This is a genomic window from Psychrobacillus sp. FSL W7-1493, assembly GCF_038004905.1.
In the GTDB taxonomy this organism is placed as follows: Bacteria; Bacillota; Bacilli; order Bacillales_A; family Planococcaceae; genus Psychrobacillus.
Genome location: NZ_JBBOSB010000001.1, coordinates 1,181,218 through 1,201,440, shown reverse-complemented (window position 1 = coordinate 1,201,440; position 20,223 = coordinate 1,181,218). Strand labels below are relative to the sequence as shown.

The following is a 20,223-nucleotide window of genomic DNA, read 5'->3' as shown; positions in this document are numbered from 1 at the left end:
ACCTCCAAGATAATTTCTTATTTCCTCTTTGATTATCGTCAGGATTAGTAAAAACTTTACTAAAATAGAAATTAAATGTGAATATATTGTTTTTTAGTTTGAGAAATGGGACAGATGTTAGTTCTTTATTCTAATATTTTTGGCCTTTTTAATATTTATAATTACCTACCTTAATAGATTGTTTTTGTCCGCATAAGATACTTTTACTTTCTTACACCCTACCGTCTACATCTATAATTACCAAGCCCAACCTATTCCATCAATTCATAACATTGCAAGAAAATTATCCTATTTCAAACCTCATAGCTCTTTCCCTATTCCCTTGTATAGCAGCAACTTAAGTTTGGAGCGTCAACTTTCATCCCTTAATCCTTTATGGTTTTCAACGCTTTTTTGAATAAATTTGTCACATTTACAATTGTGTAAAAGAACGTTCAAATCTTCTTGAAGAATTTGTGAAGTCCCGTTTTATTGTTCGTTTTTTTAAATGGAAGGTAATAAGATAGAGGCACAGAGAGAAATTCTTTGATACCAATACTAGTTGTTTGAGCTTTATATAGTAGATTGGAAAGGAGTACAACAATGAAATTAAAATTGAAGTGGGCTCTTTTGACGATGGTTTTCACTATTGTCACTGTGTTAACAGGTTGTGAGCCATTACTTGTTTTAGATCCTAAAGGTCCACAGGCCGAAACACAGGCAAATGATATTATGCTATCTATTTTCCTGATGTCAGGGATCGTAATTGTCGTTTTAGCTATTTTAGTATTTGTGTTAATAAAATACCGTGCTTCTAAGCAAAGTGAGGATTATGAGCCACCTCATATAGAAGGAAATCCAATTGTGGAAGCAATTTGTGTCGGGATTCCTATTCTAATCGTTATTTTTCTTTCCATCGTATCGGTAAGAAGTAACTATATCGTTGAGTCGACACCTCAAGGCTATGAGGATCAAGAGCCGTTAATCATTTATGCTTCTTCCTCCAACTGGAAATGGCATTTTAGTTATCCAGAACAAGATATCGAAACAGTTAACTACTTATATATTCCGGCAAACCGTGCGATTGAGTTTAAATTATACTCCCACGGACCAATAACTAGCTTCTGGATTCCACAGCTAGGCGGACAAAAGTATGCAATGTCTGACATGGTTACTACCTTACACCTAGCAGCTGATGTGGAAGGCGAATTCATGGGTAGAAATGCGAACTTCAGTGGATCCGGATTTGCAGAAAACATCTTTGACGTTACCTCTATGTCTCATGCTGATTTTGAGGAATGGGTAGAGGAAGTACATGAAACTGCACCAGCACTTACAGAAGATAAGTTTGAAGAATTATTAGAGCCAGGACATCTTGGGCGCTCTACGTATACAGGAACACATCTAGAATTCTCACCTGCTCCTAGTCACGACCATGGTACAGACGAAGAGGATTCAGATCACGAGCATCATGACATGGAAGAGTCCGAGCATGAGAATCATGAACAAACGAATGCTGATGAAGAATCCGAGCATTCTCATCATTAATAGAAGGTTTACCAGATTACTATAGTCCAAGCTATAGATTCCTGAAAGGAGAAACAAAAGTATGGATTTCTTTGATCGCTTTGCCGTACCACATCCAAGCTTTTTGATATATGCATCCATGGTCGGTATCGGCCTTACGATGCTTGCGATAGTTTTAGGTATTACCTACTTCAAGAAATGGGGATACCTGTGGCGCGAATGGATTACTACTGTAGACCATAAGCGTATTGGTATTATGTACTTGCTATCTGCATTACTAATGCTTTTCCGCGGAGGCGTAGACGCAATTATGATGCGCTATCAGCTTTCGATGCCAGAAAACACATTTTTAGATTCACAGCATTACAATGAAGTCTTCTCCACGCACGGAGTAGTAATGATTTTATTCATGGCAATGCCGTTTATCATCTTTTTCTTTAACTACGTTATTCCATTACAAATCGGAGCTAGAGATGTTGCGTTTCCACGTTTAAATGCACTTAGCTTCTGGTTGTTCTTTATGGGTATGGGATTATTCAACATTTCCTTCATCGTAGGTGGATCACCTGATGCAGGATGGACTTCCTACTTCCCACTAGCAGGTAACGAGTTCAGTGCCTCTGTTGGTACGAACTACTATATGATCGCAATACAAATAGCTGGTCTTGGTACGTTAATGACTGGTATTAACTTCATTACAACAATACTGAAAATGAGAGCACCTGGTATGACTCTAATGAAGATGCCAATGTTCACATGGTCAGCATTTATCGCTAACGTAATTATCGTATTCGCTTTCCCTGTATTAACTGTATTACTAGCAATGGGAACGATGGACCGACTGTTTGGAACGAACTTCTTCACAACAGATAATGGTGGTATGGATATGCTCTGGGCCAACCTGTTCTGGGTTTGGGGACATCCAGAGGTATACATTCTAATCTTGCCGGCATTCGGTATATTCAGTGAGATTATTTCCACCTTTGCACGACGCAATCTATACGGCTATAAGTCGATGGTTGCCTCTATGGTAGTTATCTCTCTTCTATCCTTTGTCGTTTGGGCCCATCACTTCTTTACAATGGGTCAAGGTCCACTGTCAAACAGTATCTTCTCCATCACAACGATGGCAATTGCTGTTCCAACAGGGGTTAAGATCTTTAACTGGCTATTCACCCTTTGGAAAGGGAAGATCGAGTTCACGACACCAATGCTTTACTCGATCATGTTCATTCCACTGTTCACACTAGGTGGGGTTACAGGAGTAATGCTTGCTATGTCAGCAGCCGACTATCAATATCATAATACGATGTTCTTAGTAGCCCATTTCCATAATGTAATTATTCCTGGTGTTGTGTACGCAATGCTAGCTGGTCTTACTTACTATTGGCCGAAGATATTCGGTTTCATGTTAAACGAGCGATTAGGAAAATGGACTGCTTGGTTAATGTCTATTGGATTCGTTCTAGCGTTCATCCCAATGTATATTACGGGATTAGACGGTCAAGCCCGTCGTATGTACACATATTCTGAGTCAACAGGCTTTGGAATGTGGAATATGGTTTCGTTCATCGGAGCCGGTGTAATGGCAATTTCATTCGCGTTACTTGTTTACAACATTTATTGGAGCATACGTTATGCTTCTCGCGATATCGGAGACGATCCATGGGATGCACGTTCATTGGAATGGGCTACTCACACTCCAGTACCTGAATATAATTTCGCAGTTACACCACAAGTGGATTCAACACAAGCATTTTGGGATTCTAAGAAAAACGGCTATGAGTTATTCCAAGGAAAAGTTGAAAAAATTCACATGCCGAATAATAGCGGTTTACCATTTATCATGAGCTGTATCTTCTTCGTCTTTGGATTTGCGATGGTCTTCAGCATATGGCCACTTGCCATTGTGTCATTGATCGGTATTTTAGGCTGTCTCGCTTACCGTTCATTTGAGCAGGATCACGGAAGATATATTTCGGTAGAGGAAATCGAAGAAACGGAAAGAAAATTGCGAGGTGCTAAAAAATGAAGGTAGATAAGTCACTTCCACTAGAATACAGCACAGAGGAAAATAGCTTGAAAATCTTAGGCTTTTGGATTTTCATCGGAGCGGAAATTATGCTTTTCGCAACACTTTTCGCCTCCTACTTCACCTTAGAGAACCGCGTAGGTAGCGGTCCCTCTGGTGCAGAAATTTTTGAAATAACACCAGTATTAATCGAAACACTTTTACTTTTAACGAGTAGCTTTACAATCGGACTTGCGATTCACGCGATGCGTTTAAACCGTACGAAAGCAACGATGACTTTCTTTGGAATCACCCTTCTTCTAGGTGCAGCATTCCTTGGAGTAGAAATTTATGAGTTTGTTCACTATGTGCATGTTGGAGCTGGGCTTCAAACTAGTGCCTTCACTGCGATTTTATTGACGACACTAGGAACTCACGGCTTGCACGTAACATTCGGTTTGTTCTGGGGATTATTTATTCTCCTACAAATCAAGAAACGTGGCTTGACTCCGGAAACAGCTAATAAGTCGTTTATCTTCTCACTATATTGGCATTTCCTAGATGTGATTTGGATCTTCATCTTCAGCTTCATCTACTTGAAAGGAATGATGTAATATGAAAGAATTATTCCCTCTTAAACAAGTAATGGGCTTTGCGTTTTCATTAGTGCTTACAGCAGTAGCACTGTTGGTGTACTTCATGGATATGTCGTTCGGAGTTGGAATGACTGTCTTACTACTAACAGCGTTTACACAGGCTGGCTTACAGCTTGTCGTATTCATGCATGCCGGTGAAACGGAAGACAAAAAATCTATTTACGTCAATGTGTATTATGGCTTGTTGCTCGCATTATTTACGATTTTAGGTACACTACTCGTTATGGTGTGGGATATGTAATAAAGGAAAGAGCGTCTTTTCAAAGGCGCTCTTTTTTGTTGTTGAAATAGTTTTTTAGACTCAAAAAAAATAGGAACAAATGATAGTGTATTTCCACTCTAGACGTACGCTATCCGTGGGTTGAGCGTTAAGCCATCACCTCTGTCTCCCTCATCCTTGGAGCGTCTCCTGCCGCAACAATCAAATGTTACGTAGTAATAAGAAAGTGCTATCGGTAATTAACCAAGCATCCCAAAAAGGTAAAGACTATTATCCATTTAATATTCCGGTAAAATTTAAGGAATATTATTGAGAAACCCTACATTCACTCCTATGGTATAAGTTTCAACTACTCCAGAAGAAGTAATTCCATGAGTTCTTTAGCGGTAAGAAAATTGTATATTCAATGATTAGGTGGGAATTATAAAGCTGAACTATATGTTCCAACTTCTCTTTTCATAAGTACGTTTTGCTTTTTTCTTATTTCTATACATTTGAACATTTACTAATTATTAATCCATAGGAGGGATGGCACACATGACACAAAATCAACAAAATATTAGTTCGAGAAATGCATATGCTCGTTTCATGATGGGCTCAATAATGACAGCTTACGGAACTATACAACTTATACGTAATCCGAAAAGTAGAAAAGGTCAAATGCTCGTCTTGTATGGTGCCATGAAAACAGCAGAAGGAGCTACAAGGTATTGTCCAAGAAAAGCAATGACATCTGAGATGACTAGCGGTAACTTACTGCAAAAAATGATGAACGGAAATGCTTCTAATAGTAAGAACCAAACAAGTGGAACCTTTATGCAGATGGTCGGGAATATTGCCAAAGAAGTAAATAAAGGAAATACAACTCAAAGTATGACTGGCAATCAAAGTGATAATGGCACACAAAATATGAGTGGTATGGGTGGACAAAACAATGCGAGTAACAATTCTAGTCAAACAAGTGGAACGGTAGCACAAGCAATCGGTAACATTGCACAAAATATTGCTCCTCAAGCTAGTAATATTATTAACGACTTGACAAGTATGACCGGTTCACAAAATGCTACTGAAACGAATAAAGATGGAAAGCAAGCGTCCACAGCAAGTAGCACATCAAATACCAATACTAACCAAGCATCGAATGGAAATACTAATGGGCAGGATACTAATGCAAAATCAGACTCCCAAAATAACGGGAACAATCAAGCTTCATCGCTAATAAGTGCAACTTCAACAAATAAAAACTCATCGTCACCTAATTACTTGCAATAATCTAAATCGAGGCTGGGACATAACTAGTCAATAAATTAAAAAACGTGAAATCGGCAACTTGATTTCACATTTTTACTTCTTTTTAAAGCTAGCTGTTTTGTTGTTTCCATTCTAGTTGTTTGACAGAGGAGGCGGCGACTACTGGGGGAACAGCGCGAGCGCCTATGTCTGCCCCGACAGGCAAATGGAGAAAAGCGAGGAGGCAGTTCCTCAGCCACCGCAAACGCTCTTGTTTGCGACGAGCTTGCGCAGGAGCAGCTTTTATCCATTTGACCCCGAGGGGCAAGGCGATGAAGTAGACATCAATTTATCCACAGGTTCAGAATTTTATAATTTCCTAAACAACAAAAAAGGCATCTAGAGCACTCCTCTAAATACCTTTTTGTCAGAGCGTCTCTTGTTTAGATACTCTCTTTTTTCATTTGCTTGGCGATCATTTCCTCTGAAGCGACTAATATCATGCCAATGATAAATGTGAAAACTGCTCCCATGACGATTCCAATTCCAACGCCCATTACCGTACTATACTCACTTATGAATGATCCATATAAAAAGACAGCAATTCCTATAGTTAACAAGGCTGCACCTACAACTTTTGTAGCGTGTAACATTTTTACGTATGATTCCATTTCGAAACACCCCTCTTAACTATTATTATTCACCCCGTTCACATTTTTGTCAATACTTTTTGTCCGAAATGTGAACAAATGAAAAGGTAAGAGGATGTTGTTCTGCTTGCTAATTAAAAATTGGTGGTTGATGGTGATCATTGGTGTGCTCATTTCATTAATCGGTCGGTTTGTGCCGATAATCGGTCGGTTATCCTAAATAATCGGTCGGTTCTTGCTCATAATCGGTCGGTCGAGCCAGATAATCGGTCGGTTTTTCCAAATAATCGGTCGGTCACCTGAATAATATGCCCCCTAGCGTATGCACAAGCAGAAAAAAACTCACCAGTAGAAAGCCATCTACTGGAGAGTTTTCTCCAAATTTTATTACTGTGCAGTTAATCCGCCATCGATGACGAATTCTGATCCTGTTGAGTAGCTTGATTCGTCAGATGCTAGGAAAAGGACTAGATTAGAAACCTCTTCTGATTGTGCTACGCGTTTAAGTGGGATGTGCTTAGCGAATTCTTTAATCAGTTCTACTGCGTCGCCTTGGCTTACCATTGGTGTTTCGATTACGCCTGGGTGTACAGAGTTCACGCGGATGCCTAAGTGAGCTAATTGAAGAGCTGCTGCTTTTGTCATACCACGTACTGCGAATTTAGTGTCTGTGTATCCAACTGCTCCACCAACTAATCCGTTCATAGAAGAGATGTTCACGATTGAGCCACCACCAGCTTTCTCCATAGAAGGAACAACTGCCTTTGTTCCAAGGAATACAGAGACTTGGTTGATGTCGACGATTTTACGATAATCCTCTTCTGACATTTCCATAAGAGGCTTAGCCATGCTGATCCCTGCATTGTTAACTAAGATGTTAGCTGGACCAAAAGCTTTTTCTGTTTCTTCGATAACAGCTGCCCACTCTGCCGCTTTTGTTACGTCTTGTTTTATGAACAGTACGTTTTCTCCTAATTCCTTCGCTAGCGCTTGACCGCCTTCTTCGTTTAAGTCAGTGAAGACAACCTTCGCACCTTCTTTTACAAATATACGTACGTGTGACTCACCCATTCCACGTGCTCCACCTGTTACAATTGCGACTTTATCTGTTAAACGACCCATTATAAATTCCTCCAAGAATCATATTTTTTATTAATAATGAAAACGATTACAACCCTATTATAGCTCTATTTTCTTCCAAACCAAAGAGATGCTACAATGTCAAAAATACTGTATTACTCTTAGCCTTTTAAATAAGAAAATACCTTCACTAATGTAAATCCATCCAGCTCAAGTTCAATATATACTACTTGTACGTATACTAACAATGATATTAATCACACAGTATTTATTGAATCGTTCCAGTGCTTTTTAAGGAGACGTCTACGGTTAAGTCAAATGGTAGGTTCGGATAAGCTTGCTCCCATTTATCAACCATGTCCTTCTCGTACAGCTGCATGGTTCTATATCTAAGTCCAAAGCCAAATGGATCTAGCTCTTCTTTTTGTAACGTAGTAAATAGCTCTTTTAACCGAGTCTCTATTTCCTTGGAGGCTAGCTTACTATACTCATCTAGGTTTTCCACATGCAGTCTCTTGTCTGACTGGCTTACTACACCCGACATTTTAACATCGACCTTAATAGATGAAGGCTGACCATTTTTTTTAATGACCTTGTACTTCATGTTTACATTAATTAAATTCAGTACTAGGTTTAATTCATCCGTTTCCAATTTAACGCTATAACCGCCTATATTATTGGCAAGGGCATTAAAATCCCTAGTGAAACTAGAGGATAAATGAAACGAATCCTGTTTTTCCTTTACTATGATTGATTTATTTACAATCAGCTGAGAACCTGACTCATTGGACTCGACGATCGGTAAAACTGCATCTATACCCTCACTATAAAAGCTCCTTCTAAATTCATACAAATACGTAGAGACGATATAAGGGCTTTCGGTGCCTATGTTTCCAAAAAATTTAGAGAGAGGAGAAATGACTGCGGATTCTCCTTTAGGCTCCGTTCGAAGTATATCCTCAGCAGTTGGTTTAGCGGCACCGACCCAGGCAATCGTTTGAATATCTCCTCTTCTGAAAAGATAGTCCATGAACTCCTTTATATCCCCTTCTAAAAGCTCTTCATTGACGAGAATTATTTTTGTATGTCCAAATTCAAGCGTCTTGTCGGTATGTGTTTCTAGTATGCGAACAGCCTCTTCAATATTTTCACCTTCATGCACCAAATACTGATAGCTCGGCTCCTTTTCCTGCTGTATAGTCGAAACTGGGATAGCAAGCTTCAGTGTTACTTTATATTTACCTTCCTCCTTCTCGGAAGGATCAATCCCAATTCCTGTAACAAATATCCGATTATCGATATCTTTAAATCCACAGCCTGTAAGGAAGCAAGCCATTACTAGGATAATGACGAGAAGTTTAATATTTACCCTCATGATTTTAACCTCCTCTTGGCGATGAGCAGACTGCCGATTAAAATGCCATAAAATATTGGCAGGATATTATAAAAAAAGAGGGTAAGCTCCAATAGCTGATATTCACTAATTTGCCTAGTGACAAGTATCCCTATCACCCCAAAAATAATCACAAGCACGTAGGAAGTCAGGTTTCTTCCCTTCCATTTCAATCGTTCTATATGAACTATACTTTCAAATAGCTTGAGAGAGACGTGCCAATGTATGAGCAGACTAATAAATGCCACCCCTAAAAAGACGATTAAAAAAATAAAGATGAGACGCTCAATTATTCCAAATTTCAAACGTACAGCATCACTCGTTGTCACCCAAGGGAAGGTGAAGTTTTCAATTTGCTCAAAGCCATTAAAGCCAATTGGAACGAAATACGTTGTAAAGAGAGTAAATACTCCAGCAAGTGCTAGGAGGAGCATATGTTTTAACCCAAATTTTTTGTTAAACTTCATATATTTATTAAAGATTGACAAATTTACTACACCAATAAAAATAAAGGCAGCTGCCGAATAGGCATTATAGCTTGGAAACTCCTGAATATGCGTGGCTGCTACCTTGATATAATCCCATTCCAAACGAGGATCGGTATATACTTTCATGATTAAAAAGAAAATAATAGGTAAGAACATAACTAACACTATCTCGATCGTATAAAGAACACTTTTTTCCTTCATCAGCATCCCAAAGGAAATGATAATGAGGAATGCAAGAGTCGTGATGACAATGGAGGTCTCCGAAGAAATAAACGTATTAAAAAGCAGGACATACGTTACAAGTGTTATTAGACCAGCCAGATACCAGGAAATTGAAAAGTAGAGTAACACCGGATAGTAAAACCATTTAGATGTACTTTTCTTTAGTATTTCAGGAAGGGACATATTCGGAAAATGACGGAAAAGGTTTACAAGGATACTGACCAAAATTGGTCCAACAATGACGGCAATGACCATAGAAAGGATGACGCCATTTTTACTCTCTCCCATTAAAATCCTTGGGACAGACGCAATGATATTGGTGACCATTGTGACAACGATGAAGTAATACAGATACCTATTCATTTTTTTGTTGGCACCCCTATTTCCTTTTTCTCACCTTTCCAATACATTTTTAAGTAAGGTTCTCCAAAGCTTCTCTTGTTGGTCAGGAACATTAACAGTCCTAGTGACCCTAATATAAGACCAATGGTACCAAATAGCGTCGTATAGACGATCAGCAGGTAACGACAGATCCGAATAGCAAAGCTCATTTCACTAATTGGAATAACGAAGCTTGTAATGGCAACCGCTGAGACGATGATGATCATAATGTTTGAGGTCAAGGCAGCCTCTGTAGCTGCAGTACCTAGTATTAAACCACCAACTGTCGTAGCTGTTGCACTGATTGCCTTGGGCAGACGCATACTTGCCTCTATTAGAAACTCCATAAAGAGCAGCATGAAAATTACCTCAACAAAGGATGGATAAGGAACTCCTAGCCTGCTCCCTGCTACCGTTAGGGCAAGCTCCGTTCTCAGCACATCTGGTGTATAGGACGTAACGGCCACATACATGGCAGGTAACACCAGACATATAACTAAGCCCAAATAACGCAATACCAATGTAAAGGTCGTAATCCAAAAGGTATGATAGCTATCCTCCATAGACACCATAAAGTCAAAAAATATAATAGGTGCTATTAATGCTTGTGGACTCCCATCAATCATCAGTACAACCTTTCCTGCTGCAAGATTATAGGTTATCCGATCAGGGCGCTCCGTCAATATTAACGTCGGAAAAAGAGAAACCTTAGAGCCATTCAACTGCAGCTGCAAATCTCCCGCTGACTGGATAAGTGGAGCTTCTAAGCTGTTTAATTTTTTCTTAATATTACGTAGAACAGACTTTTTCACTGTCTTCTCATCATACATAATCGAAACCTGTGGACGTGACTTTTCCTTCATATCATGCATTTCAATCATCAGAGTAGGCGTATGATACCGCTGTCTAATGATGTTCAGGTTTGTATCTAAATCCTCACTTAACGCTAACTGTGGACCATAAACAGTCGGCTCGATCAGAGTTTGCTGTACAGCATCTGAGTTGACCAGCTTAATATCCAGCAGATATAAACGGTTCTCTATAGATAGGAGGACAGCACCTTTTGTCAGCTTGATCTGCAGCTCTTTTCCTGTCGTCATCTCAACCTGCTCTGGTAACGATTCGATATAGGACTGAAAGCTTTCATTCGATTTCATATCAAAAAATGGCTTAATTACGATAGTGTGGAGTTTATTGCCGTCTACCACTGTCTTCAAATAAAAGAGGTAAACCTTGTTATCACCAATCTGCAAGGGCTTCAGCATGATATCACTAGAAGGCTCAAACTTTTTGGATAGCTCATCCATCAATGTAGGAGGATTTGATTTTGCCATGTTATCCAATCTGTTACACCTCCACGTTCATTTAGTACGTTTAGGGTAACCGAGAAGAGACATTTTTAACCGTTGTACCAAGCCTTCAGCATCAAAAAAACACCCGTATGAAGCACTCTAATGCAAGAGTGCTCCATTAACGGATGTTTATCATTTAATAGATATCTGGTACAGCAGACAATTCGATACCTGTAATAGTGGCAAAAGCCTTATTAAAACTATGTTCCTCCTCCGTTTCTATAAGAATTTCATGGATAATGCCAGGTCCAAACTCATCTACAAGGTATTTAATCGTTAAGTGAGACTGAATATAGCCATTATACTTGGCGTTTTCATCATCCTCTCCAATTCCAGCTATTTTGGAATTAAGAGAGCTTAAACGAACTGCTTCCGCATCTAAATGAGGTGTCTCCTTACCAATGTTACTCATATACTCAGCTATCCCTATCAAGAACCAGGTAGGCACATAGCTAGCAGATAGCCATAGATCATCCAATCTCTGGGCAATTACATATTGCGTATAATCATGAATCACATTTTTGTATAGTAAATCAGCTGGTGCCATACCTGGAAAGATATCTTCTCGATCCGCTGGAAATATACTTACCGCATTATAATTAGGAATACCATTATTATTTATAAAATGACCTAAGCCGAACAAATTAATCCGATCAGCTCTATTAGGAAAAATGATTAAATCGACCGAATCATTGAACTGTCCTAGTATTTCATTGTTGAGCTCAATCCCCCGCTCTAGTGCGACCTTCGTCGTTGGCAATAGCTCCGCATCAAAATCCATGTAGTGGATGGTCACATGGGCTACATCCACCTTTTGATAGTCCTTTAAAAATTCAGCTATTCTCTCTTCTTCTTTCTTATCCTGTATATAGCCTGCAACTGCATTAGGGATTAATCCAAATAACGGCTGATGAATATAAAAAGCAACAAAACAAACGAAGACGAGATAGAAAGCATATTTGCGCATCATCATTTAATAATCAGTCCTTTAATTTTTGTAGGGTGAAAGAGCTTTTACCTCCAACCAACCTATATCAGATGGGATCATGCCATCTATTATTCTATCAGCTCTCATCTTTGTCAATTTTTACAAATAAAAAACCCCTATCTCAATGGAAACAGGAGTGTGATCTACGTTTATAAGTCGGCATTCTTTTGAACAGATTTTCTAAGAGAGATAGAATTCATCACGAACCATAGTACCCCAGCAATGATGGGAACCATCACACTATCGAGCATCGATTTCCCCATTAAAATAGAGAGAAGACTCATCCCTACACAAAAGGTTATGGAGCTTATCACGTTACGCTTTTTAGCAGCCTTTATCTCATCTGCTGTAAAGACATTTGCAAATTCAATGCCTGAAAATATGTACCTAGCTAAAGAATAAAATAAAAATACAGCAAAAGGGATCAGCAATAAAAATAGAGGCTCCATGTCTGTAAATAGATAGACAGCAATCATAACAAAGGAAAGGATAAATTGAAGAATAGCCGCCTCTACTAATATCTTGGAAATCACCTTTTGTTTATATTCATCTTCTGAGATCCAGTGCAATATATTCATTTCCATTCCTCCCAAAATAAATCATTTAATGTTTTATCTAGCTCTTTAGCAATCGCTATACATAACTGAAGGGTCGGATTGTAATCCCCTTTTTCGATTAAACCCACCGTTTGACGAGTAACGCCAATTCTTTTAGCTAACTCGGACTGCGTTAACCCTTTTTCCATCCTAGCAATTTTCATACGATTGACCATGCCATGCCTCCGAGGTAAATGTAATGTATATATGTCATTTGTAATTTATATGTTACATAAAGTGGTTGTGTAAGTCAAATTAATAATAATCTAATCTCCCAGTCCTACTGGACCTGAAACAGCCAAAACTTTTACAAATAGAAAAACGATGCAATGAAAGGTTTTAAACCTATCAAGCATCGTTACATTATTTAAATGGTTATTTATTAAAACTAGTTTGTAAATTTTCTAGTTTGGTTTAATTGGTATTTAATACCAGCCATTATATATACTGAGTTAACTGTAATAGAAGTTATCTCTTTACTTATTCCTTTTTCTTCAGCTACCCATTTTTCATAATAAGGAAAAACTTTCAAAAAATTTTCTTTATATATGGGGCGAGGACTTTTTAATTTACTTGATGGTTCCTTTTCAGATTCAAATACAATTAAAAAAATGCCTCCAGAAGCTAGTTTAAAGTTTAAGCCAGTTTTTGTTTCTAATTCTATTGGGTTTTCAGCACTTTCTTTTAATAAACTTTCCCACACCTCTAAAGGGTTCATTACTATAACTCCTTTCAATTTTTTGAGAGTTCTAATCGTGCATTTTCTAAGGGATGATCTATTCAAAAAAAGAAATCTTTTCTTTATACAGCACATGTAATTCATGTAAGGCCCTACTTACCCCAACATAAGCAAGTCTTCTATCAAAATCGTCGTTTACATATAAAGACATATCAGGAATTATAACGCAATCAAATTCTAATCCCTTAACTAATCTTACTTCTGAAACAATATATTTGGTTCTAATTGAATCGTCATATGATCTTTGCCAGTGAAGTGTATCAATTTGTTTGGCAAGAAGGTCATAAATTTCTTTTGCTTCTGACTTATCATGACACAAGATAGCGATTGTTTCATATGAGTCATCAGCTTGTTCTAACTCTTTTATTGTAGTTAAAATAGAGTCTATCTTGTTTTCCATGGAGATTTTCTTTTCTTTTACTTGTGGACCTTCTCTAAAAATAGTATTTGGTAATTCGAATTTTCCTTTGCTGTATGGCTCAATTACACGATTGGAATATTCAACAATTTGCTTAGTGGAGCGGTAAGTTTTTTTCAAGTTATAGAAGGAAACATCCCCTAAAATCTTTGCGTAAGACTCCCAATTGTCAAACTGGTTATATTTATTAAGGTTTTGTCCTAAATCACCAAGGAGCATCATACTATTCTTTTTAGATAATTGTGTTAGGCACCATAATTCATACTGCAAATAGTCTTGTACTTCGTCAACAATAAGATAATTAAGTTTTTTTGAATCCTCTAATTTCCCACGCATAATTAAATAGATAGAAAATAATGCAGGCAAATCTATATCATGTAAAGATTTTTCTTCTTTTAAATAAGAAATATTTTTTTTAATGTCGGGACAATCATACTTTTCGATAAGATTATAGGGGTTCTTTAAAATTTTGCGATAAACTTCTTCTGGAGAGTTCAACCATCTACTCTCAACAAACTTCTCTATTCTTGTTCTTATGAGAGAAGAATCTTCCATTGGTATCTGTATTTCAGACGGTTTGTCAAACAACCGATCACCGAAGATAACTTCAACTTTATTATTCAGAAAGAGCTTTCTTATGACCTTCTTTAATTCTTCTTCAAACGTAAAATTCCATAAATTCTCGAAGTTATCTAATACTTTTTGAAAAACACTCTGTATCTCCTCTTTCGAATGCGAGGAATAATATTGAAGAAACTCTTGCTCAGCTTTCAAAATAATACTCTCTATTTCCTTACTTTCTAATACTTCGTTGAAAGGTGCCACTAAGTATGGATAGACATAATTAAGATGTTCAGACAATCGTTTACTAATATATACTTGTTTTTTCTTCTCAATGTACTCATCGATAAATGGTTGAAGCAATGAATATATTTGTGAATCAAAAACCAAAAATGATTGGTTGTATAAGTTTGTAAAATTATGGATTATCTTTTTGAAGTCTTCTGTTAATAGACCTTGTAAAACATCCCTTATTTTTCTGGCCTCACTTGTTAGTGGTGAAAAATAAAAAATATCAGAACTCTTCTTCTTTTTATCTCTCTTAACTTGTGATTCATAAATATTCAAAATCTGAATTGTATTTTCTCCTAATAGGGAAAAGAGCTGTTCTTTATTTTCCCCGCATACTTTTTTAAGTAAATCTTCTATCTCCTGGATGATGAATGCTTGCATTCTTTTTTCTATAGTAGCAATAATTTCTTGATTAAAATTTCTTGATTCCTTCAACAGTTGCTCTATGTGATTAATAATAATACTTTTTCGTTCTTTATACGGAAATTGTAAGCTGTCATCAATAATTTTCATTATAGCTATCGCTGTAACCTGCTCATTATTACTTATATAAAACTCTTTGTTCCAAGGTATAAGATTATTCAAGATAGAGTTTGTTTGAAACTCTATAAATTTTTTATATTCAATACTACCTTTAAAAGAATTATATCTTTCATCTGAAGAAGTTTTTGTTTGCTTAATTGAAACAATGTCTTTTAGATAATTTAAAAAGGTCGTTTGCTTAACTTTGTAGGTACCTAAACGAGGCAGAACTCTGCTTATATGCTTTAGAAATAATTCATTTGGTCCAAAGAATGCTATGGAATCTTCTTTTTTAATAATATCTCTGTATTCGGTTAACAAGAAACTAATACGCTGTAAAGCAATTGCAGATTTACCGCTCCCAGCTGATCCTTGTATTATGATTGTTTCACCAGCACGTATAGGCTGCCTGATAACCTCACTTTGTTCAGCTTCTATAGTCTCCACTATGGCTTCCATATCAATTCCATGTTTAGATGCGAGCTTGTTAATCAAAGCTTCATTGTATATAGTCTCTCCAAAAGGCTTATGTAATTTTATAATTTGTCCTTTGTTTATATCTATATTTCTTGCAAAAGTCATTTTCACTTTGCCCATCTTACGATCATCAATAACTTTATTAAAAATGCTTTCCTTTTTTTCGAAGAGTTTACCAATATTCGTAGTCCAACTAAATATAGAGTATTCCTCTCTACCATCACCATCAAACCCTTCATAACCAATATAAAAAGTTTGTTTTTTATCCTCTGTATAACTAGTTAAATCTATGCGGGCAAAATATGGAGAAGGCATCAATTTTTTAATCGTTTCTTTCTTTTGATGAGCGTCTGCAACGCTTAATGGTGTCTCTGTATGTAAGCCGGCTTCAAATAAATCTGCTACTTGATACCTTGAACGAATTGGTTTATTTACTAACGAGTTAAAGTAACTAATTAATTCTTTAAAGTAACTAAACTCAGCCCCGTCATCTTGTTTTTTACGTAAATCTGGAATATCTCTATCTATATCATTCGGAACATCTATAATTTTATTTTCTTCAAAAACTAACTCTCTAAATGAGTTAGATTCTGGAAGAGTGAATGTAATAAACGAATCGGGAGTTATGCTAATTCCTATTCTGTCATACACCTCTACGCTTACTTCCTTTTTATCTTCTCCTATATATATAACTTCTAGATAAGATTTTAAATGTATGATTTCTTCCAACATTAATTTTGCTGCTTCTTCCAAGTTATCAATCTTGGTTTGTATCTGATTTTTAGAATCCATAAAATTTACTCCTTTTTAATAAGCAATAGCAACCAAATTAACTACCCTAAAAACAATTCATTCTAATGTACTATACGGAAACTATTAACGTTTAAAAAATACATTACAAATGATACGGCCACTAACTATATTTTAACATTTCTATAAAAACCTCAAAGATAATATAGTCCTATTTTACTTATAAAAAGTATAAATAACCACAAAAATAAGCACTAAGTAATTATCGTTATAATAAAACTTTAATACTAATTTAAAACAATATAAAACACAAATAAAGTCTTGATAAAGGCTAATAAGTATCTTAAAAACAAAAAAGCATTAGTATAAATTACCAATGCTTTTAATAAAGTGATATTATTTAGTATATGACCTAGCCCTTTGCTGAAACTACCAACCCTTTAATTACCCATGCTTTAACAATCGTTGATGATCACAACAATAAATATCACCTTTAAAACATGATTTGTTTGCCAAACAATATCGCTTAACCTTTTCAGATACTACTTTACCACACGTTTTACAAATCGATAGGCTATTTTCATCCTTAATAGTTTCTTTGTCCTTTTCATTCAGCAGTTCAACATGCTTATCTCTTATATGTAAATCCAATATATTAGCACTCTCTATTGTATTATATAAGCTCTGTAATTCATTCGTAGAATAAATTGGTTTCGAATTTTGAAGTTTTAGTACGTTAATCTTCCTCGTAATATACTCCGATAATTCGGTGTCATAAACGATTAAATCATTCGATTGTATTTTTCTTAATTCATCATTTACTTTAAAAGTACATCTTTTAGTAAAAGATACCATTGAGATAAATTGTGTCTCGTCATGTATCACGAGAACTCCCTTAATCGCTTGTATATGACCATAATTCTGATTAAATGGATTCATCATTGGAAATTTCCCATTAACACTCCACTTAGTCCTACTCCTATCCCCATAAATAATTCCACTATAATTCTTAGTTTCTACGACAAATATTGCATATGGAGTAAAAACAACATGGTCAATTTGTGAATATCCAGACTTGGCTTTACTATTTTCAATTAATACATCACTTAGATATTTGCTATTCTTAGGAAGTCGATCAAGTTGTATATTGATTTTATATTCACCAAGCTCACCGATTCTTGAAGGAGTTGGTTTGGACTTTTTCTCGCTTTTCCCCTTTACTTCAACCGATACTTTTTCGGTTGACTCTCTTTTAAAAATATTATTAATTACTCTTGAAAACATGTAGACTTCCCCCCTCCCTTTTATATCGTTAATACTTCCATCAAGTTTATTACTAAATTTAATGAGGCAGAAAAATGTGAGCTTTAGAAAATTTCGTTTAAAATCCAGTTAGTGTTTATTAGTTTTCTAACTAGGACTACGGGTTTCATAATTCAATTAAATTTGGTTGCCGTTATTACTTGTTTTATACATAATGATAATAACTCACACAAAAAACAGCACTATTTGGTTATTAGTGCTGTATCTTTCAATGGTAAAAATTTATTTTAATTTACTGTTACCTCTACAGGATCATAGCGGGGTGCTGGATTATAGATAAAGAGCTATCAAGCGCACTAGATAAAAGCCATCTTTAATAGATGGTCTCCATTTTTCGTACCTAATAGCTCAATAAGTATTTTAAAAATTCCCGAATAATGGATTCATGACTACTCATGATTTGGGATGGCGTCCCTGTCGCAATAATATTACCGCCCTTCATCACTAAACAAAAAAAGAGTATCTGAACATTTCGTTCAAATACTCCCTTTAAATAAACTAATGACAATTATAGACTTTTCGGAAGTAATTACTTCCGAAAATTTATTTATCACAGCCAATGCCATCACCATCGCGATCAAGATGCTTGGCATAGCCTGGCTCCCCTCTATGAATTGGTGCAGCACCAGCATTACGGGCTTCGGTACAGTTTTTATAACTAACATTAGTCTTTTGTTCTTCTGCCACTCGTTTAGCTTCTTCCTGTTTACGTTGTTCCTCGGCTAATCGATTCGCTTCTTCTTGTTTACGCTGTTCCTCTTCTAAGCGATCCGCCTCTTCCTGTTTGCGTTGTTCTTCAGCTAATCGATTTGCTTCCTCTTGTTTACGCTGTTCCTCTGCTAAACGATTTGCCTCTTCTTGTTTACGTTGTTCTTCAGCTAATTGATTTGCTTCTTCTAGTTTTTGTTGCTCCTCGGCTAATCGAGTTGCTTCATCATCCTTCTTTTTAGACTCCTCATTAGATGTCTCAGTAGCTGAAGTAATAGTATCAGTTTCTGGAACGTCTTCTGCAAAAATTAATGCTAGTATGATTATAAAACCGAATAAATACATAAGTGAGGCAATTGTTTTTTTCCACCACTTCCCACTGCGGAAGCCAAGCACTTTCTGATACCATTTTCTCTCTTTTGATTCAAAAGCTATTTTAGCATCTACTAAAAGAGCAACAAACTTTTTACCAGAGCTAGTTAAAACTAAATCTCCTTCTTGTCTGCTTATTACAGTTTTCATAGCAAACTGGTCAATGACTGCATGAGAAAAGAACGTAAATGGCCATTTGTTCATTAATGTAGCTGTTCGTTCCTTGTCGTTATATTCATAAACTAAAATATTAGTATCTTCCACTACAACAAAGTTGCCCTTTTTCTTTGCACTTTGATAGTAGCCTTCCGCAATTAGCTTCGCATCTCTATGTTTTTCTCTTAACAGTCTCTCTCCATTTTTTGCATGACCAAGATTATTGCGCTTCATAACAAATGCTGTTATTTTCACGTTATTAGATCGCAAATCATTTAATCTATCTGAATGTAAGAAACAATCAAAATTATGGGTAACTGTCGTGAGTACATTGGCTGATTTGTGATGGACTATATGTTCCAGGATTTCAATAAACTCTTTGCTGTCATCGTTAATTTTAATATCATCAAACCTACGTTTCGTACGGCCGATACTAAGTGTTAATTGCCACTCATTTTTATCCTTGCCTTCTTTCTGGACACGGATATCACTAACTTGACCATATGTATAAACCATATTTTCGCTTTTTGAAAGAAAAAGGACGGATGTGGTTGTTAATACCAATACTCCGGCTACTTCCCTACCACTCTTTTTGTCAAATTCCGCATCTATCACTTTTAAGACTGTATCCGTTGAATTTATAACGGTATGTCGTGCTTGCTCTAAAACTTTTCCGTACTTTGTCACTAAGGCTTTCTGACCTATTGTAGGTCTATTTCCTACCCATTTATGCATACATGTACCTCCATCTAAAATATCATTCTTTATTATAAACGGGTTTTACATATTTAGAGGTTTATGTAATTTTCAAATTAATAGGAGGCCTTTGTCAGAAATAAATTGGCCCTTATAGCAGAAATTTTCTCTCCCATTATCATTAATATTTCTAAAAAAATAATCACACTATAATTTCCAGAAAGTTTAGATTCATATAAATTATATGATAAAATTAAATAAAATTTATTCCATTAAAAGGGATAGAATCATACTTTTATATAAGTATCTTAAGTAAAAAAAAAGACATTAACTCCTGTAAGTATTACTCGTATTGAAAATTGAACAGATGAAGAGGTGTTGTGTTTTTGATAACTGAAAAGAAAGAGCAAACTATCTTTGATCACGTTGGACATAAA

General features: G+C 36.2%; 17 protein-coding genes. 5 read left to right on the top strand and 12 right to left on the bottom strand.

All coding sequences use genetic code 11. The features are described from left to right. The first annotated feature begins 582 nt into the window (after positions 1-582). The 5 genes from qoxA (at position 583) to MKX96_RS06015 (ending at position 5,665) form a co-directional block, all read left to right on the top strand. Positions 583-1,527 carry a cytochrome aa3 quinol oxidase subunit II gene (gene qoxA / locus MKX96_RS06035; RefSeq protein ID WP_340882780.1) on the top strand — a complete coding sequence of 315 codons (945 nt, stop codon included), beginning with the start codon at positions 583-585 and terminating at the stop codon, positions 1,525-1,527. A 61-nt stretch (positions 1,528-1,588) separates the two neighbouring features. Continuing rightward, positions 1,589-3,538 carry a cytochrome aa3 quinol oxidase subunit I gene (gene qoxB, locus MKX96_RS06030; protein ID WP_251556236.1) on the top strand — a complete coding sequence of 650 codons (1,950 nt, stop codon included), beginning with the start codon at positions 1,589-1,591 and terminating at the stop codon, positions 3,536-3,538. Then, positions 3,535-4,131, top strand: a complete 597-nt coding sequence (gene qoxC / locus MKX96_RS06025) for a cytochrome aa3 quinol oxidase subunit III (RefSeq protein WP_251556238.1) — start codon at positions 3,535-3,537, stop codon at positions 4,129-4,131. The genes qoxB and qoxC overlap by 4 nt, the downstream gene beginning before the upstream one ends. A 1-nt stretch (position 4,132) precedes the next feature. Next, positions 4,133-4,414, top strand: coding sequence for a cytochrome aa3 quinol oxidase subunit IV (gene qoxD / locus MKX96_RS06020; RefSeq protein ID WP_251556239.1), 282 nt, complete (start codon positions 4,133-4,135; stop codon positions 4,412-4,414). 516 nt (positions 4,415-4,930) lie between these two features. Further along, positions 4,931-5,665: a YgaP family membrane protein gene (locus MKX96_RS06015; protein WP_340882775.1), complete on the top strand. Its 735-nt coding sequence runs from the start codon at positions 4,931-4,933 to the stop codon at positions 5,663-5,665. Positions 5,666-6,066: 401 nt separating this feature from the next. Here MKX96_RS06015 and MKX96_RS06010 read toward each other — a convergent pair whose 3' ends face one another. The 12 genes from MKX96_RS06010 to MKX96_RS05955 all read right to left on the bottom strand — a co-directional run bounded on the left by MKX96_RS06010 (position 6,067) and on the right by MKX96_RS05955 (position 19,825). Beyond that, a complete protein-coding gene (locus MKX96_RS06010; RefSeq protein WP_340882773.1) occupies positions 6,067-6,294 on the bottom strand; it encodes a hypothetical protein in 228 nt (75 codons plus the stop codon). A gap of 366 nt (positions 6,295-6,660) precedes the next feature. Next, a complete protein-coding gene (locus MKX96_RS06005; RefSeq protein WP_340882771.1) occupies positions 6,661-7,395 on the bottom strand; it encodes a glucose 1-dehydrogenase in 735 nt (244 codons plus the stop codon). A gap of 226 nt (positions 7,396-7,621) precedes the next feature. Continuing rightward, the gene (locus MKX96_RS06000) at positions 7,622-8,728 is read right to left on the bottom strand and encodes a Ger(x)C family spore germination protein (RefSeq protein ID WP_340882769.1); all 1,107 of its coding nucleotides are present in this window, start codon (positions 8,726-8,728) and stop codon (positions 7,622-7,624) included. Further along, on the bottom strand, positions 8,725-9,819 hold the full coding sequence (locus tag MKX96_RS05995) for a GerAB/ArcD/ProY family transporter (RefSeq protein WP_340882767.1): 1,095 nt from the start codon (positions 9,817-9,819) through the stop codon (positions 8,725-8,727). Before MKX96_RS05995 ends, MKX96_RS06000 begins: the two co-directional genes overlap by 4 nt. Then, positions 9,816-11,171, bottom strand: a complete 1,356-nt coding sequence (locus tag MKX96_RS05990) for a spore germination protein (protein ID WP_340885890.1) — start codon at positions 11,169-11,171, stop codon at positions 9,816-9,818. The genes MKX96_RS05995 and MKX96_RS05990 overlap by 4 nt, the downstream gene beginning before the upstream one ends. Positions 11,172-11,325: 154 nt before the next feature. Beyond that, entirely contained in the window at positions 11,326-12,162 is an 837-nt protein-coding gene (locus tag MKX96_RS05985; RefSeq protein ID WP_340882765.1) for a hypothetical protein, read from the bottom strand. 164 nt (positions 12,163-12,326) lie between these two features. Further along, on the bottom strand, positions 12,327-12,755 hold the full coding sequence (locus tag MKX96_RS05980) for a hypothetical protein (protein ID WP_340882763.1): 429 nt from the start codon (positions 12,753-12,755) through the stop codon (positions 12,327-12,329). Continuing rightward, positions 12,752-12,949, bottom strand: coding sequence for a helix-turn-helix transcriptional regulator (locus MKX96_RS05975; protein ID WP_340882761.1), 198 nt, complete (start codon positions 12,947-12,949; stop codon positions 12,752-12,754). The genes MKX96_RS05980 and MKX96_RS05975 overlap by 4 nt, the downstream gene beginning before the upstream one ends. Before the next feature lie 212 nt (positions 12,950-13,161). After that, positions 13,162-13,491 carry a hypothetical protein gene (locus MKX96_RS05970; protein WP_340882759.1) on the bottom strand — a complete coding sequence of 110 codons (330 nt, stop codon included), beginning with the start codon at positions 13,489-13,491 and terminating at the stop codon, positions 13,162-13,164. A gap of 58 nt (positions 13,492-13,549) precedes the next feature. Beyond that, on the bottom strand, positions 13,550-16,573 hold the full coding sequence (locus MKX96_RS05965; protein ID WP_340882758.1) for a 3'-5' exonuclease: 3,024 nt from the start codon (positions 16,571-16,573) through the stop codon (positions 13,550-13,552). 402 nt (positions 16,574-16,975) lie between these two features. Further along, positions 16,976-17,815, bottom strand: a complete 840-nt coding sequence (locus tag MKX96_RS05960) for a nuclease-related domain-containing protein (RefSeq protein ID WP_340882757.1) — start codon at positions 17,813-17,815, stop codon at positions 16,976-16,978. A 582-nt stretch (positions 17,816-18,397) separates the two neighbouring features. Continuing rightward, complete coding sequence (locus MKX96_RS05955) at positions 18,398-19,825, bottom strand: excalibur calcium-binding domain-containing protein (RefSeq protein ID WP_340882756.1); 1,428 nt, start codon at positions 19,823-19,825, stop codon at positions 18,398-18,400. Between the last annotated feature and the right edge of the window lie 398 nt (positions 19,826-20,223).

Excerpts from the sequence above, each read along its gene's own strand:
- qoxA (WP_340882780.1), top strand. The coding sequence starts at position 583 with ATGAAATTAAAATTGAAGTGGGCTCTTTTGACGATGGTTTTCACTATT.
- qoxB (WP_251556236.1), top strand. The coding sequence starts at position 1,589 with ATGGATTTCTTTGATCGCTTTGCCGTACCACATCCAAGCTTTTTGATA.
- qoxC (WP_251556238.1), top strand. The coding sequence starts at position 3,535 with ATGAAGGTAGATAAGTCACTTCCACTAGAATACAGCACAGAGGAAAAT.
- qoxD (WP_251556239.1), top strand. The coding sequence starts at position 4,133 with ATGAAAGAATTATTCCCTCTTAAACAAGTAATGGGCTTTGCGTTTTCA.
- MKX96_RS06015 (WP_340882775.1), top strand. The coding sequence starts at position 4,931 with ATGACACAAAATCAACAAAATATTAGTTCGAGAAATGCATATGCTCGT.
- MKX96_RS06010 (WP_340882773.1), bottom strand. The coding sequence starts at position 6,294 with ATGGAATCATACGTAAAAATGTTACACGCTACAAAAGTTGTAGGTGCA.
- MKX96_RS06005 (WP_340882771.1), bottom strand. The coding sequence starts at position 7,395 with ATGGGTCGTTTAACAGATAAAGTCGCAATTGTAACAGGTGGAGCACGT.
- MKX96_RS06000 (WP_340882769.1), bottom strand. The coding sequence starts at position 8,728 with ATGAGGGTAAATATTAAACTTCTCGTCATTATCCTAGTAATGGCTTGC.
- MKX96_RS05995 (WP_340882767.1), bottom strand. The coding sequence starts at position 9,819 with ATGAATAGGTATCTGTATTACTTCATCGTTGTCACAATGGTCACCAAT.
- MKX96_RS05990 (WP_340885890.1), bottom strand. The coding sequence starts at position 11,171 with ATGGCAAAATCAAATCCTCCTACATTGATGGATGAGCTATCCAAAAAG.
- MKX96_RS05985 (WP_340882765.1), bottom strand. The coding sequence starts at position 12,162 with ATGATGATGCGCAAATATGCTTTCTATCTCGTCTTCGTTTGTTTTGTT.
- MKX96_RS05980 (WP_340882763.1), bottom strand. The coding sequence starts at position 12,755 with ATGAATATATTGCACTGGATCTCAGAAGATGAATATAAACAAAAGGTG.
- MKX96_RS05975 (WP_340882761.1), bottom strand. The coding sequence starts at position 12,949 with ATGGTCAATCGTATGAAAATTGCTAGGATGGAAAAAGGGTTAACGCAG.
- MKX96_RS05970 (WP_340882759.1), bottom strand. The coding sequence starts at position 13,491 with ATGAACCCTTTAGAGGTGTGGGAAAGTTTATTAAAAGAAAGTGCTGAA.
- MKX96_RS05965 (WP_340882758.1), bottom strand. The coding sequence starts at position 16,573 with ATGGATTCTAAAAATCAGATACAAACCAAGATTGATAACTTGGAAGAA.
- MKX96_RS05960 (WP_340882757.1), bottom strand. The coding sequence starts at position 17,815 with ATGTTTTCAAGAGTAATTAATAATATTTTTAAAAGAGAGTCAACCGAA.
- MKX96_RS05955 (WP_340882756.1), bottom strand. The coding sequence starts at position 19,825 with ATGCATAAATGGGTAGGAAATAGACCTACAATAGGTCAGAAAGCCTTA.